Annotated in this window: 11 protein-coding genes; all 11 read right to left on the bottom strand. The window is 68.5% G+C overall.

The features are described 5' to 3' along the window. Positions 1 to 19: 19 nt before the first annotated feature. Entirely contained in the window at positions 20 to 238 is a 219-nt protein-coding gene (gene infA / locus C3E99_RS05275; protein WP_010162480.1) for a translation initiation factor IF-1, read from the bottom strand. A gap of 522 nt (positions 239 to 760) precedes the next feature. Continuing rightward, a complete protein-coding gene (locus C3E99_RS05265; protein ID WP_076075887.1) occupies positions 761 to 1627 on the bottom strand; it encodes a cupin-like domain-containing protein in 867 nt (288 codons plus the stop codon). Next, a complete protein-coding gene (locus C3E99_RS05260) occupies positions 1624 to 2823 on the bottom strand; it encodes a GNAT family N-acetyltransferase (protein ID WP_076075890.1) in 1200 nt (399 codons plus the stop codon). The genes C3E99_RS05265 and C3E99_RS05260 overlap by 4 nt, the downstream gene beginning before the upstream one ends. A gap of 80 nt (positions 2824 to 2903) precedes the next feature. Further along, positions 2904 to 4799: an XrtA/PEP-CTERM system amidotransferase gene (locus C3E99_RS05255; protein ID WP_076075892.1), complete on the bottom strand. Its 1896-nt coding sequence runs from the start codon at positions 4797 to 4799 to the stop codon at positions 2904 to 2906. Between the two features lie 11 nt (positions 4800 to 4810). Next, positions 4811 to 6289 (bottom strand): exosortase A, encoded by a 1479-nt coding sequence (gene xrtA, locus C3E99_RS05250; RefSeq protein WP_104959490.1) that lies wholly within the window; start codon positions 6287 to 6289, stop codon positions 4811 to 4813. Continuing rightward, positions 6286 to 7494, bottom strand: a complete 1209-nt coding sequence (locus C3E99_RS05245; RefSeq protein WP_076075898.1) for a TIGR03087 family PEP-CTERM/XrtA system glycosyltransferase — start codon at positions 7492 to 7494, stop codon at positions 6286 to 6288. Before C3E99_RS05245 ends, xrtA begins: the two co-directional genes overlap by 4 nt. Positions 7495 to 7522: 28 nt before the next feature. After that, positions 7523 to 8593, bottom strand: coding sequence for a FemAB family XrtA/PEP-CTERM system-associated protein (locus tag C3E99_RS05240; protein ID WP_076077949.1), 1071 nt, complete (start codon positions 8591 to 8593; stop codon positions 7523 to 7525). Continuing rightward, the gene (locus C3E99_RS05235; protein ID WP_067111576.1) at positions 8590 to 9450 is read right to left on the bottom strand and encodes an XrtA system polysaccharide deacetylase; all 861 of its coding nucleotides are present in this window, start codon (positions 9448 to 9450) and stop codon (positions 8590 to 8592) included. The genes C3E99_RS05240 and C3E99_RS05235 overlap by 4 nt, the downstream gene beginning before the upstream one ends. A gap of 44 nt (positions 9451 to 9494) precedes the next feature. Further along, positions 9495 to 10640: an XrtA/PEP-CTERM system-associated ATPase gene (locus C3E99_RS05230; protein WP_076075901.1), complete on the bottom strand. Its 1146-nt coding sequence runs from the start codon at positions 10638 to 10640 to the stop codon at positions 9495 to 9497. 22 nt (positions 10641 to 10662) lie between these two features. Beyond that, the gene (locus C3E99_RS05225; RefSeq protein WP_104959489.1) at positions 10663 to 12357 is read right to left on the bottom strand and encodes a hypothetical protein; all 1695 of its coding nucleotides are present in this window, start codon (positions 12355 to 12357) and stop codon (positions 10663 to 10665) included. Beyond that, positions 12354 to 13382 carry an AAA family ATPase gene (locus C3E99_RS05220; protein WP_076075904.1) on the bottom strand — a complete coding sequence of 343 codons (1029 nt, stop codon included), beginning with the start codon at positions 13380 to 13382 and terminating at the stop codon, positions 12354 to 12356. The genes C3E99_RS05225 and C3E99_RS05220 overlap by 4 nt, the downstream gene beginning before the upstream one ends. Positions 13383 to 13394: the final 12 nt, after the last annotated feature.

The following is a 13394-nucleotide window of genomic DNA, read 5'->3' as shown; positions in this document are numbered from 1 at the left end:
GGCATCGTCGCCGCACCGCTCATTTGAAGCGATAGGTGATCCGACCCTTGGTCAGGTCATAGGGGGTGAGTTCGACGAGCACCTCGTCGCCCACCAGCACGCGGATGCGGTTCTTGCGCATCTTGCCGGCCGTGTGGCCCAGAATCTCGTGGTCGTTTTCCAGTTTGACGCGAAACATCGCGTTCGGCAGCAGTTCGACCACCTGGCCGCGCATTTCCAGAAGTTCTTCTTTCGCCATCTATCCTCTGGGGGCTCGAATATTCGGATGCGCGCCCATAACGCCAAATCGGCGCAATGGAAAGCCATCTGTCGCGGGGGTGGCCTTCACGCCGAAGGCATGAAGAATTTGCTTCACGCAAAGACACAAAGAGGGTGCGCCGCCTTGCAAGCGTGCTTGCCGCCGCAGGCGGTCGTTTTTTAAAGCGCTGCGCGCATCATGCACGATGTCGCGGAGCGCAGTCGCCCTCTTTGTGTCTTTGTGTGAGATCTTTTATTTGGCGATTATATCGATTGCAAACGCAAGCGAGGACGCCGGCTTTGGGGTGGGAAGCGGACATTCGCCTGCCTTCCCCACCTTTGTCATTCCCGCGAAAGCGGGAATCCAGGGTATGCGTCGGCTGCCCCCACGCTGGATTCCCGCTTTCGCGGGAATGACAAGATTCTAAACATGCCGGCAGTCGCCTTCCGCTCGAAGGCCGGCGCCAGCGCGTTTGCAAAATACATAGTCGCCTTTATTTACGCCTTTGCGTGAGGCAAATCATCATGACACCAGCCTGAGTTTCCGGGCGATCCGCCAGCCCACCGTCTTTACCCGCGCATAGTCCGGCCAGCGCGGCGGCATCGTGGGGTTCAGGCCGAAACGCCGCAGCAGCGCGTTGGCGGCGTGCGCCTCGGACTCGCGATAACTCCATTCGCTGCGCCAGGTGATCGACAGCGAGATCGACGGCGCATCGCCGTTGGCGACGAAATGCGGGGCCATCACCGGCACCAGCACCGCGTCGCCGGGGCCGAGCGGCACCTGCTGCTCGCCGCCGCGAAAGGCGTCCTGCCACGGCAGGTTGCGATGGCCGCCGGTGTGATAGCGCTCATGCTCGCGCCGGTCGGCGAAGCGTTCGTCCCCCGCGGGCCAGACGTGCATCACCTTGCGACCGCGCAGTTGCAGCAGAATGTTGTGCTCGGGATCGAAATGATAGGGGGTGATCGACCCGGGCGACGAGATGAAGAGAAAGCCCTGCGGCATCAGCATGGCGCCGGTGCGCGGTGCGACGACCGGTTCGAGCTCGCCGAGCAAGTCCATCAACAGCGCGCGATAGCCGGCCTCCGTCTCGATATTCTTGAGCACCGCCCAGCTCCGGTTGGTCTCGATGGTGCGGATCGTCTCGCCGATCGACAGGCCGTTCGACGGGACGTCCTCGGGCCGGATGCCGACCGGCAGGTCGCCGGGATTATATTCGACATGCCCCGCGGGCAGGCTCTCGCCGAGCGCCGCCAACGCGCCCAGCGACAGCAACGGATGCTCATCGAGCCGATGGTGCAGCAATCCGGCCTGCGAGGGATAGAGTTCGGCCATGCGGTCGAGCGTCTCGGCAGGAAAGATCGGAGTGGCGATCGCCTGATGCATGGTCATGACGGGTCCTGTATTGCGTCGGAAGGGGTGGAATGCGGGCGCTTCCAGCGCCGCCAGATCGCCTCGATCCGGGTCAGCGCGTCGAAGCGCCAGCGATCGGGCGCGGCGGACAGCGGCACATTGACCCAGACCAGCCGCCGGCGCTCGCGCCAGATGCTGTCGATCATCGGATGATGCGGCACCGCGCAACTGTCGACCCAGTCGATCGCCGGATCGGCGAGCAGGTCGAGATTCTCGCGCTGGAGGAGGACGCCGGGGGAGAAGCGCGCATAAGCCTCGTCGAACGCCGTCTTGAACGAGAAGCCGCCGGGTGGGCAGAGGAAATGGATCAGCATCGCGAGCGGCCGGCCGTCGAGATCGAGCGCGCTCATCGCGAGCCGGTCGGTGGCGACAGCGCCCGCCAGCGTCGCGCGAAACCAGGCCTCGGTCTCGCCATGGCTCGCGAGCGCCGACCCGGCGCGCCCCTTCCAGCCGCGCATCTCGAGGTCGAGGAAGGCGTCGATCCACGGGTCGAGCGGCTCGTCCGGCCGCCAGCGGCGAAAGGCAAGCTCGCCCTGATCTGCGAGACGCTTCGTCTGCCGGCGCAATTCCTTGCGCTTCTTGGCGCGCACGGCGGCCTGCCAATAGGCGTCGGGCGACAGGCGGCTGTCGAGCAGCGCGCGTTCCTCGCGGTGGACGATTTCGACCGCACGGCCGCGCCCCTGCGCCACATCGGCGAGCGCGCGGTGCAACGGCCCGTCCTCGGTCAGGCGCGGCAGGTGGACCAGCGTTCTCGCCCAGGGCGCGGCGTCGCACCAGCCGAGCAGGATCGACCAGAACAGCCGCTCGAACCCCGCGCGGACCAGCGGCAGGCCCAGGAAATGGTTGGGGTGCGCCCAGCCGATCGCATGGCGCAGCGGCAGGCGGCCGTACCGGTCCGCCGGCGCGAGCGGCATCACGCCGATCACCGGCCCGCCGTCGCCGTCGCGCACCATCACCAGCCGCGCCCGCCGTTCGGGGTCGAGCAGATGGAGCGCGGGCTGCAGGCACCAGCGTTCGGCAAAGGGGTTGGGTTCGCTCGCCTCGTTCGCCAGCGCGTCCCACGACGCCGCCAGTTCGGGCGACAGCGACAGCGGATCGACGACGCGCACCGCCAGCGGCGCGGCGTCCTCGTGCGTCGCCACATCGTGGGCCGGAAAGGCGGGATAGACCGTCATCGGCGGCGAGCCTGACAGCAAGTCGTTAAGATGACGTGGCGATTCATGCGACGGATTTTCCGTAGGCCGATCTTCAGCCGTCACAATCCGAACAGCTTCGCCAGCGACTTTTCGAGCATGAAGAACTGCCAGATCAGCCGGCCGTGATCGCGGCGGCCTGCCTGGTGCGCGGCGACGATGCGTTCGATTTCCGCCATGTCGAACCAGCCCGACCGCGCCAGCGTCGACGAGGTCGCGAGCGCGCGCGCCTGATCGGCGAGCGCGCCGCGGAACCAGTGCGACACCGGCGTCACGAACCCCATCTTCGGCCGATAGAGGATGTCGTGCGGCAGGTAGCGCTCCATCGCCTGCTTGAGGATCGCCTTGCCCGTTCCGCCCTTGACGCGCATCGCGGCGGGCAGCGCCGCGGCGAATTCGACGAGGCGATAGTCGAGCAGCGGCTCGCGCGCCTCCAGCCCGACCGCCATGCTCATCCGGTCGGTCTTGGTCAGGATGTCGCCGGGCAGCCAGATCTTCAGATCGGCATATTGCGCGCGGTCGAGCCGCTCGCGCGCCGGTGCCTCGACCATCGCCTTCCAATAGCGCGCCTCGGCGACATGATCGCCGAGCGCCCGTTTCGCGGCGTCGTTGAACAGCCGCGCGCGCTGGGCGGGACCGGTGACGCCGACCGCCTCGGCATAGGCTTCGGCCCCGCCTTTCGACAGGCCGGCGAGCGTCGCGCGGGCACGCAGCGGGCGCGGCGCCCAGTCCATCTGCGGCCAGACGCGCGCGAGCGGACCCAGCAGGTTGCGCCGCAGCACCGCCGGGATCATCGCGCGCAGCCGTTCCTCCTGATGCTGGAACACCAGCCGGCGATAGCCCGCGAACGCCTCGTCCGCGCCGTCGCCCGACAGCGCGACCGTCACCTCCTCGCGCGCCAGTTCGCACACGCGGTAGGTGGGAAGCGCGCTTGCGTCGGCGAAGGGTTCGTCGAACATGTCGGCGATCCGATCGACCAGCGCGAAATCGGCCGCCGCGACGGTACGCGTGCGATGGTCGGTGGCGAACCGCTCGGCGATCTGCTGCGCATAGGCGGTCTCGTCGAGCGCCGCCTGGTCGAAACCGATGGTGCAGGTCCTGACCGCCCGCGCGCTCGCCTCCGCCATCAGCGCGACGACCGCGCTGCTGTCGACCCCGCCCGACAGGAACGCGCCCAGCGGCACGTCGGCGACCATCCGGTCGGTGACGGCGGCGCGCATCAGGTGGACGAGATGCTCGGCCGCCTCGCCTTCGCTGGCGCGGATGCGGTTCGAAAAATCGGGCGACCACCAGCAGGAGGGCGCGGGAACGGCCTTGCCGCGTTCGAGCATCAGATAGTGGCCGGCGGGCAGTTTCTCGACCCCCGCGACGATGCAACTGTCGTCGGGAACATAGCCGAGAGCGAGATAATCCTCGACCGCGGTCAGCTTCGCCTCGCAGCGCAGCAGCGGGTGGCGGAGCAACCCCTTGAGCTCGGACGCAAAGGCGATCGAACCGTCGGACAGGCGCGCATAATGCAGCGGCTTCACGCCCAGCCGGTCGCGCGCGAGGAACAGGCAGCCGCGCGCATGGTCGTGGATCGCAAAGGCGAACATGCCGTTGAGTCGCGACAGGCAATCGGGCCCCCATTGCCGCCACGCGGCGATGATCACCTCGGTATCGCCGCTGGTGCGGAAGCGATGGCCGCGATCCTCCAGCTCGGCGCGCAGCGCGCGGAAATTATAGATTTCGCCGTTGTAGGTCAGCGTCACCGCCTCGTCGTCGCTCGCCATCGGCTGCGGGCTGCCCGCGATGTCGATGATCGACAGGCGCAGGTGGCCGAGCCCGACCCCCGGCGCGGTCCAGTCGCCCGATCCGTCGGGGCCGCGATGCGCCATCGGGTGCAGCATCGCGCGCACGCGCGCCGGGTCGACGGGCTTCGCCGTTTCGAGATGATAGATGCCCGCGATCCCACACATGGATCAGGGCCTTAGCGGTTTTCGAGAGCGCGGTCAGCCATCGCCTGCGCTCCGCCCGACGCGGAAAGGAAATCGGCGATCGCATCGCGCCCGCCCTGCCCCGCCTCGCTCGACACGATCAGCGACAGCGCGCGCGGGTCGCCGCCGAGCAGCCGCGCCCGCAGCCCGGCCAGCTTCGCCGCGCGCGCGCTGCCGGTCGCGCGCCCGTCGACGACATACCAGGTCGCGGCGTCGCGAAGCACCGGGCCGGGGTGGAGCAGCCGCTCGGTCCGGCCGCCGTCCACCGGGGCAAGCGCCGCGCTCCACGCCCATTTGCTGGCGGGATCGACCGCCCCCTGTCCGAAAGCGACGACCTCGCGCCCCTCGGCCTGCCGCTCGTAACCGCCGATCGCGACCGCAACGCGCCGCCCCTTCGCATCGGCGAAATGGCGCAGCAGGCGCTGGTCGGCGCCGTCGAAACGCGGCCCCCAGCGCAGGCCCTGCGCCGCCGCCGCATGCCAACCGGCGGGCGTCTCGACCGGCATCGTCGCCGGCAGCGGCGCCGAACGCCCGCCGACCAGCGCGGCCCAGCCGATGAACAGCAACGGGATCGCCAGCGCGACCGGCAGGATGGCCCGGCAGTCGCCGCGATAGCGCACAGGCCCGCCGAGCCGCGAGACGTCGACCGCCGCATCGCCGGCCGGGCGGTCGAACCAGCGGCGCGCGCCCAGCATCACCGCCAGAATCACCAGACCGAAGAAGATCCAGCCATAGAAGATATGGTCGATCCCCGCCGCGCGCTCGATTCCCCAGATTTCGGCGGCGACCATCGTGCCCCAGGCGCGCAGCGCGTTGGCGAGAACCGTCGCGGCCAGCGCGATAGCGACGAACAGGACGCGCCGCGGCCAGCTTCGGAAGCAAAGATGCGCCGCGAACACCGCATAGGCGAGCATCGCGATCAGGAAATTGACCCCCGAACAGGCTTCGGCCACCTCGAAGAAACCGGCGCGCGTCGTGATGAACACGCCCTCCATATGCGCTTCGAGCCCCGACAGATGCAGCAGCGCGACGCTGATATGCGCGGTGAGCGTCTGGAGCAGCGGCACCAGTTCCTCGCCGAGCGGCACGAGGAGCAGCGCATAGCCGAGCGGAAAGAGCAGCGCGCGAACCACTTTTTCGCCGAGCGTCGCGCCGACCGCTCCCTGCAGCATCAGCACAAGGCCGAACTGTCGCAGCAGCGCCACCCCCGCCGCCTCGCCGACCAGCCAGACGCATGCCGCACCCGCGAGCCAGCCGACCGCCGGCCACCAGAAGGCCGGCGTCAGCGTCTTCAGTTGCGGCCAACGCTGCGCCACCAGCCAGCCGATCATCGGCACCATCAGCAGGCAATGGGTGAAGGTGGAACTATGCCACCAGATGCCGACCAGATCGGCCAGGTCGCGCGCGAAAAGCGCGAGGATCGCCCCCGCCAGTAATGCCAGCGCGGCCAGATGTCTCCGCCACCCCGTCATCGCGCCGTCAGTCCCAGCAGATCGCCGAGCGGGGCCAGCCGCGCGTCCCAGCCATAGCGCGCGATCATCCGCGCGCGCGCGGCGGCGCCCATCGCCGCGGCCGCCTGCGGATCGTCGAACAGACGGACGACCGCATCGGCCATCGCCGCCGCATCGTCGGCGACCAGCAACTGATCGCCGCGGACCGCGTCGATCCCCGTCGCGGCGGCGGCGCTGGCGACGACGGGCCGCGCCATCGCCATCGCCTCGAGCAGCTTGTTCTGCACCCCGCGCGCCAGCAGCAGCGGCGCGACGACGGCGTCGGCGGCGGCCAGCCACGGCCGCACGTCGGGCACTTCGCCGGTGACGGTGACGCCGGGCTGGCCTTCGAGCGCGCGCACCGCATCGGTCGGCGCCCGGCCGACGATCGCGAAACGCGCCTGCGGATGCCGCCGTCGGATCAGCGGCAGGATATCGGCCGCGAACCAGCTTACCGCATCGACATTGGGGCGATAATCCATCTGGCCGGTGAACACGGCAAGCGGCCCCTCGCCCGCCCCGACTTCGGCCAGCGGCAGCGCGGGGTCGAAGCGATCGGTGTCGATACCGTTCTCGACCGCGTGCACCTTGTCGGCATCGACCTCGCTTTGCCGGCGGAACAGCGCCGCCTCCGCCTCGCTGACGAACAGACTGGCATCGGCGCTGCGCGCGACCTTGGCTTCATAGGCGCCGAGCACCCGCGCTTCGCGCGCATGAACCCAGTGGAGCGGCTGGCGCGCGTCCTGCTGTGCGTAAGTGGCGAATTTGGCCGAATCGACATCGACGAAATCCATGATGACCGGACCGTCGAACCGCTTCGGCAGATATTGCGCCATCTGGCCCGAAAAGCCGACGATATGCGTGACCCGGCCGCTCGCCAGAAGCCCGCGCACATGCGCGGCAAGCGCACTGCTGCGGAACAGCCGGTTCGACACCGGCTCGCCGCGCAGCACGGCCTGCGCCAGCGCCACCGGTCGCGACACCTTGCGAACCTCGATTGCCAAACTTTTGCAAAGCGGGGTCATTTTCTCACGCGCCACCGCTGCATCCGCCACATCGTCGGCGAGCGCGGCAACATGCACCGGTGCCCATTTCGCCAGTGCCTCGAACATGTGCCAGCTTCTGATCCGGTCGCCGCGATCGGGCGGCCACGGCGCGCGATGCACCAGGAACAGGATTTCAGCCATCGGGAAAAGGCCGTCGAGGGGCAGGCATCTATCCCAACCCCCGCGCGATCAGCGGTCCGATGCGGTTGGCGGCCCACAGGGGCATCTTCTTCCACAGATCGACCTGCAATCGGTATTTCGCGCTGGTGGGATTGGTGTCGCGCGGCGTCTCGCCCGACGCCAGCCAGCGCGCATAGACAAGCGGTCGCGGCTCGAACCCCCAGTTCTTCTTGTAGGCGAACGGCCCGGTGCCGACTTTCGAGCGGCCGAAATCGAAGCGCGTGCACCCCTTGGCGCGCGCATGCCCCATCAGCGCATAATACATCAGCTCGTTCGCGCGCAGCGCCCGCGCCTCGGCCAGCCCGCCGCCCCAATAGGGCATTACGGCGCCGCGCCAGTAGAGGCTGAGTACGCTCGCCACCGCGCGGCCATTCTCGCGCACGGTCAATATGTCGGCATCGTCGCCAAAGGCGTCGAGCACCGCGTCGAACAACCGTTTCGGGAAAACCGGCGTTCCCAGATTGCGCACGCTCGTCGCATAGACGCGATAATGGTCGCGCCGTTCGGCTTCGTCCCGGCCCGTCGTCACGGTCAGGCCGCTTTCGAGCGCCTTGCGCACCTCGGCGCGCTGCTTGCGCGGTATGGCGAGCAGTTCTGCGGCATCGTCGGCCGCCAGATCGCGCGCGAAACCGGCGTAGACGCCATCCTCGCGCGTCCATCCTTCCGCCATGGGCAGCACGCCGCCGCGCAATTCGACCGAAGCCACGCCCAGCGACCGCGCGACATCGGCCGCCCCGTCTGCCAGCGTCGCCGCGACGGCGTCATCGTCCGCCAATATCCCGCCATCGACGGCAAAGCCGGTCGCGACGAGCGCTTGGCCGAACAGCGCCGATCGGACATGATGAAGCGGCAGGATGCCGGTCAGCGCCCCTGTCGCGTCGCGCGCCGCGACCAGGTGGCACCGATGTCCCGTCGCCGCGGTCACCGCCTCGCACCACATGCGGCTGTGGAAAGGCGTCGCGGCGGGATGCGCCGCGACATAGGCGTCCCACGCCGTCGCTTCGCTGAGCGGCGCGGCCGAAACGCCCGGCGCTGCGGCTGGATGGGTGGGGGCGTTCATGCCGCGGCGCGCCACGGCCGCGCGCGGTCCTGCTGCGCGGGAAGCAGCGCATCGGCTCGCGTCCATTCGAAATCGGCGAGCAGTTGCTTCAGCTTGCCAGCCATGGCCGACAAGCCGCTGTAATGTCGTATCTTCGATTTCAGCGGCGCGTCGGTCACGCGCGGCTGGCCGGGGTCGATCTCCCACGGGTGAAAATACAGGATGGCCGGATGCCCCTCGGCATTCATCCGCCGAATCGCCCAGCGCGTGAAGCCATAGGGCAGCAGGCGCATGAAGCCGCCGCCGCCCGCCGCGAGCGTGCGGCCAAAGGCGCGCGCCGTCGTCACCGGCCATTCGACAAGCTCGCTGTCCGCGACCGGCCGCCATGCGTGGCGCGGACTTTGCGGCCAGCCATAATGATCGTGGACGACCGGCGCGACGCTGCTCGAATAGGCATAGCCCTGTTCGGCAAGGATCGGATGAGCCCACGGCGTGCGCGCGTCGATCGAAAAGCTCGGCGCGCGATAGCCGCGCACCGCGACGCCGCCCAGGTCCTCGAGGATCGCGCGCGCTGTCTTCAGGTCCGCGGCGAAGTCGTTTGCGCTCATCTGAAAGACGCGCTTGTGGTCGTAGCCGTGGCTCGCCAGTTCGTGTCCCGCCGCGACGATCCGCCGGATCAGCGCCGGGTAGCGCTCGGCGACCCAGCCCAGCGTGAAGAAGGTGCCGTGGACGCCGGCTTCGGCGAACATCTGCAGCACCGCGTCGCAATTCGCCTCGACCCGGCATTCGAGCGTCGGCCAGTCGGCGCGGTCGATCGTGCGCTCAAAGGCGCCGACCTGGAACCAGTCCTCGACATCGACCGACAGGCCGTTCCGCATCGTTCTTCACCTCATGAAACCCATAGCCGGGAATCGTGGCTGCGTCAGGCCGCCCATACCTGCGACCGCGCCGGATTGGGCGCATTCTCGGGATCGCGCTCGACCCATTCGATCAGCAGGTCAAGCACCCGGCGCAGCGCGTCGTCCTGTTCGCAGACGCGTGCCTCGAGCTGCGCGATCTGTTCGCGCAGGGCGGCAAGCTGCTCGGGATCGACCGCCGGCGGATCGGCGGCGACCGGTGCGGCAAAGGGCGCCGCGTCGGGCGCGGCCGGCGGCCATTCCGTCGGCGCCGCGGGCGCGGCGACGGGCGCCATCGCGGCGGCAAGTTCCACAACCTCCTCGACCGGCGCCGGCGCCAGCGTCGCTTCGTCGATGCCGCGGTCGGCCTCGATCTCGGCGATCACGCTGCGGACATGATGCCCCGAAATCCGGTTCAGTTCCTCGACCGCGCCGAACAGCAGCAGGCGGCTGACCAGCACGTTCAGCTTGCGCGGCACGCCGCCGCTGTAATCGAAGATCAGCTCGAACGCCTCGGGGCTGAAGCTCGGGTTGCCCGTCCAGCCGACCTTGCCCAGCCGGTGCAGGATATAGGGCTCGACCTCCTCGGGCTCCATCGGGTCGAGGTGATGCGTCGCGATCACGCGCTGGCGCAACTGCTCCAGCGTCGGCGAATGGAACAGGGTCTGGCGGAACTCCGGCTGGCCGAGCAGGAAGATCTGGAGCAGCGAATGCCCGCCAAGCTGGAAGTTCGACAGCATCCGCAGTTCTTCGAGCGCGGAGATGGCGAGATTCTGGCCTTCGTCGACGATCAGCAGCGTGCGGCGGCCCGCGCGCGCCTGCTCGCGCAGATATTGTTCCATCGCGCGGATCAGTTCGGCCTTGCTCTGCCCTTCCCACTCCAGGCCGAACTGCTCGGCGACCAGGCGCAGCAGATCGTCGCCCTCGACCTGCGTCGACACCAGCTTGACCGCGGTCAGCCGGTTGGCGTCGATCGTGTTCATCAGGTGGCCGACCAGCGTCGTCTTGCCCGCGCCGACGTCGCCGGTGATGACGATGAACCCCTCGCCCTGCGCCAGGCCATAGCCGAGGTACGACATCGCCTTGCGGTGCGTGCCGCTCTCGAAATAGAAGGCCGGGTCGGGCGTAAGCTGGAACGGACGCCCGCTGAAGCCGTAAAATTGATCGTACATCGTCTATCCCCGGGAGTCTGGATCAGAAATTATAGCGCAGGCCGACGAGCGCCGAACCGATAAGCTGGCTGTTGAAGCCGTCCTGGTCGAACGCATTCAGCGCCGCCGCCGCGGTTCCGGTCAACCCGCGCCAGAATCTACGCGAATAAGCCGCCGAAACCCCACCCGACCGCACATCGCCGGCCCCCGGCGCGCCATTGTCGAAATAGTTGACGTAACCCGCAAGGCTGAGGCTTGCATCGGCGCCGAGTTCGCGGCCCGCCGACAGGAAGAGATAATAGCTTTCATCCTTCACACCGTCGAAATCGGCGATCGCCGACAGTGCCGGTGCCAGCAAGCGTCGCTGGTCATAGCCGACACCGACGCCATAGGTCCAACGCCCGTAGCGCGAAGAGTACATCGCCTGAACGCCGCGGCTGCGGAACTGGAACGCCGTTGCGCTGCCGAGCTGCGGATTGAGGCATCCGGCGCTCTGCTGGCCGAAGACACAGGGATTGATGTCGCCACCGACCGGGTTGCGCGACGGGTCGAACTGGGTCGGGAGCGCGGCAAGCCCGCCCGACAGGCCGCGTCCGAAGCTGGAAAGGCCGTCATAGAGGCCGACCTGCACCAGCGTCGCGTGATCGGGACGATAGGTGAAGCTGCCGGTATAAATGGTATCGCCATAACGGCGGCCGACGCGCGCGGTCAGCGAGGTGCGGCGGCTCGGCTGCCACATGACGCCTGCGTCCCAGATCAGCCCGTCGGTATCGAAGGAAAGCTGGCGCGGGCTCGATTTGTCGGTGACGTAGCGGCCATTGGCGTCGAGAACCGGAATGCCGTTCGTGTCGAGCACAGGGTCGCGCTGACCGATCTCGATGTCCTCATAGCCGACACCGCCAAGCAATGCGACGGTCGGGCTGATCGGGACGGTGATGTCGGCGCGCGCATATTTGCCTTCGAAGCGCTGGTCTAGTTGGCTTGCATCCTCGCGTTCGTAGCCGCCCGAAAGCTGCCAGCCGAAGGGCAGATTGCCCGGCCGCTGGCCGATGCTGGCCCACGCCGCATGGTTCGTCGAGCTGTCGAAGACATTCTGCCGCGCAGCACCGCCAGGCAGTAGCGCGGGCGCCTCTACGTCTACTTTGGTGTAACCAAAGCGATAGCCGGCCCCGATGTCGAGATCGCCAATGCGCTGCACCAGTGTCGGGCCGGCGTAGAATGAATAGAGGTTTGCGACGTTCGTGGCGCGGCCGTTGAAGATGCCGTTGTCGGCGCCCTGCCCGTCGGCACGCGTTCGCGTCGCGAGCGCGCCGCCTTCGAGGTTGAGGCCGCGCACGAGTTCGAGCCGCCCGCGCGCCAGACCGCTGATGATATCCTGATCGCTGTAGCCGCGCGATTCGGCGAACTGATGCTCGTAGCGCAGCGTTGCCGCCAGCTCGGCGCGGCGGGTGACGATCGCGGCGTCGACCCCGGCCGCAACGGTCGTGTAGGTCAGCACGTCGCCGCCGCCCTTGAGCTCGGCGGTCAGCACCTGCCCGATTTCGAGATAGGGCGACACGTCGACCTTCTTCTGTCCGCGCGACCGCGAACCCGCGCCGGCTGCGGAAGGCGCAGCGGGGGCCTCGTCCGCCTCCGGACCGCCATCGCCCGAAAATTGCGCGTGCGCACCGGTCGCGGTGCCGGCGAGCAGCAGCGCTGCGATCGCGCCCACGCGGCGCAAGCTGGTTGTGCGCATCATGACGCGCCTCCCTGTCCGTAATAGGTGCCGAAGCGGCGACCGCCCGGTGAATATTTGACGCCGTTGAGCAGCAACTGAACGTGCGGGCAGGCGCCCATCAGTCCGATCGCGTCGCGCAGTGCCGATTCGAGCGTTTCGTCGGCGCGCACGATCATGATGAGCTGCCCCACATGGCCGGCGAGCACCGCGGCCGGCGATGCCGCCAGCACCGGCGGCGAATCGAAGATGATGATGCGCCCCGGCGCACCCGCTTCGAGCTGGGCGATCAGCGCCTCTGTGCGCGCGGAGGCGAGCAGTTCGGTATCGTGCGTATGCTGCGTTCCGGCAGGCATGACCTTCAGCCCCGGAATGTCGGTCTGGATCAGGCAATCGCCGAGCGTCAGATGCGGATCGGCGAGCGCGTCCATCAGGCCCGGCCCATCCTCCAGCCCCAGCGTTTCGAGCACGCTCGGCTTCGCGATGTCGGCATCGACGAGCAGCACGTCATGATCGGCCTCGACCGCGAGGCTGAGCGCGAGATTGACCGCGGAGAAGGTCTTGCCCTCGCCCGGATTGGCCGAAGCGATCAGCACGCGGTGGCCGCGCGGCACGACCGGGCGGTTCGCCGTTCCCGCGAAGTTGCGGATCAACTCGCGCTTCACGATACGATATTCCTCGGCGATCCCGGTGACGGGCGCGCCGGGCACGATCATGCCGCGCGCGGCAAGCCGCTCGCGGTCGATCGTCCCCTGGCGCGTCGGCACGACCGCGGGCGCGGCCTTGGCGACCTCCTTGCGCGGCGAAGGTTTCGCCGGCGCGGGATCGATCGCGGGGGCGGCCTCGACCACGGCTTCGGGAGGCAATGCCTCCGCCTGCGGCGTTTCGGCGGCGGGCGCCGGCCGGGCCTTCGCCTTCTTCTTCTCGGGCTCGGGCGGCAGCTTCGATACGTCGATCGTCGGCGCGTTCGCCGCGGGGTCGAGGCCGAACATGTCGGCGGCGCGTTCGAGCAGCGACGGCGGGCGCTTGACGGGGCGTTGGTCGTTCATGTCCTTCTCCCC

The organism is Sphingopyxis sp. MG, assembly GCF_002953155.1.
Classification (GTDB): domain Bacteria; phylum Pseudomonadota; class Alphaproteobacteria; order Sphingomonadales; family Sphingomonadaceae; genus Sphingopyxis; species Sphingopyxis granuli.
The sequence above is the reverse complement of the archived record's forward strand: the minus strand, read 5'-3'. Positions and strand labels throughout refer to the sequence as shown.

Excerpts from the sequence above, each read along its gene's own strand:
- C3E99_RS05265 (WP_076075887.1), bottom strand. The coding sequence starts at position 1,627 with ATGACCATGCATCAGGCGATCGCCACTCCGATCTTTCCTGCCGAGACG.
- C3E99_RS05260 (WP_076075890.1), bottom strand. The coding sequence starts at position 2,823 with ATGACGGTCTATCCCGCCTTTCCGGCCCACGATGTGGCGACGCACGAG.
- C3E99_RS05235 (WP_067111576.1), bottom strand. The coding sequence starts at position 9,450 with ATGCGGAACGGCCTGTCGGTCGATGTCGAGGACTGGTTCCAGGTCGGC.
- C3E99_RS05230 (WP_076075901.1), bottom strand. The coding sequence starts at position 10,640 with ATGTACGATCAATTTTACGGCTTCAGCGGGCGTCCGTTCCAGCTTACG.
- xrtA (WP_104959490.1), bottom strand. The coding sequence starts at position 6,289 with ATGACGGGGTGGCGGAGACATCTGGCCGCGCTGGCATTACTGGCGGGG.
- C3E99_RS05220 (WP_076075904.1), bottom strand. The coding sequence starts at position 13,382 with ATGAACGACCAACGCCCCGTCAAGCGCCCGCCGTCGCTGCTCGAACGC.
- C3E99_RS05255 (WP_076075892.1), bottom strand. The coding sequence starts at position 4,799 with ATGTGTGGGATCGCGGGCATCTATCATCTCGAAACGGCGAAGCCCGTC.
- infA (WP_010162480.1), bottom strand. The coding sequence starts at position 238 with ATGGCGAAAGAAGAACTTCTGGAAATGCGCGGCCAGGTGGTCGAACTG.
- C3E99_RS05240 (WP_076077949.1), bottom strand. The coding sequence starts at position 8,593 with ATGAACGCCCCCACCCATCCAGCCGCAGCGCCGGGCGTTTCGGCCGCG.
- C3E99_RS05225 (WP_104959489.1), bottom strand. The coding sequence starts at position 12,357 with ATGATGCGCACAACCAGCTTGCGCCGCGTGGGCGCGATCGCAGCGCTG.
- C3E99_RS05245 (WP_076075898.1), bottom strand. The coding sequence starts at position 7,494 with ATGGCTGAAATCCTGTTCCTGGTGCATCGCGCGCCGTGGCCGCCCGAT.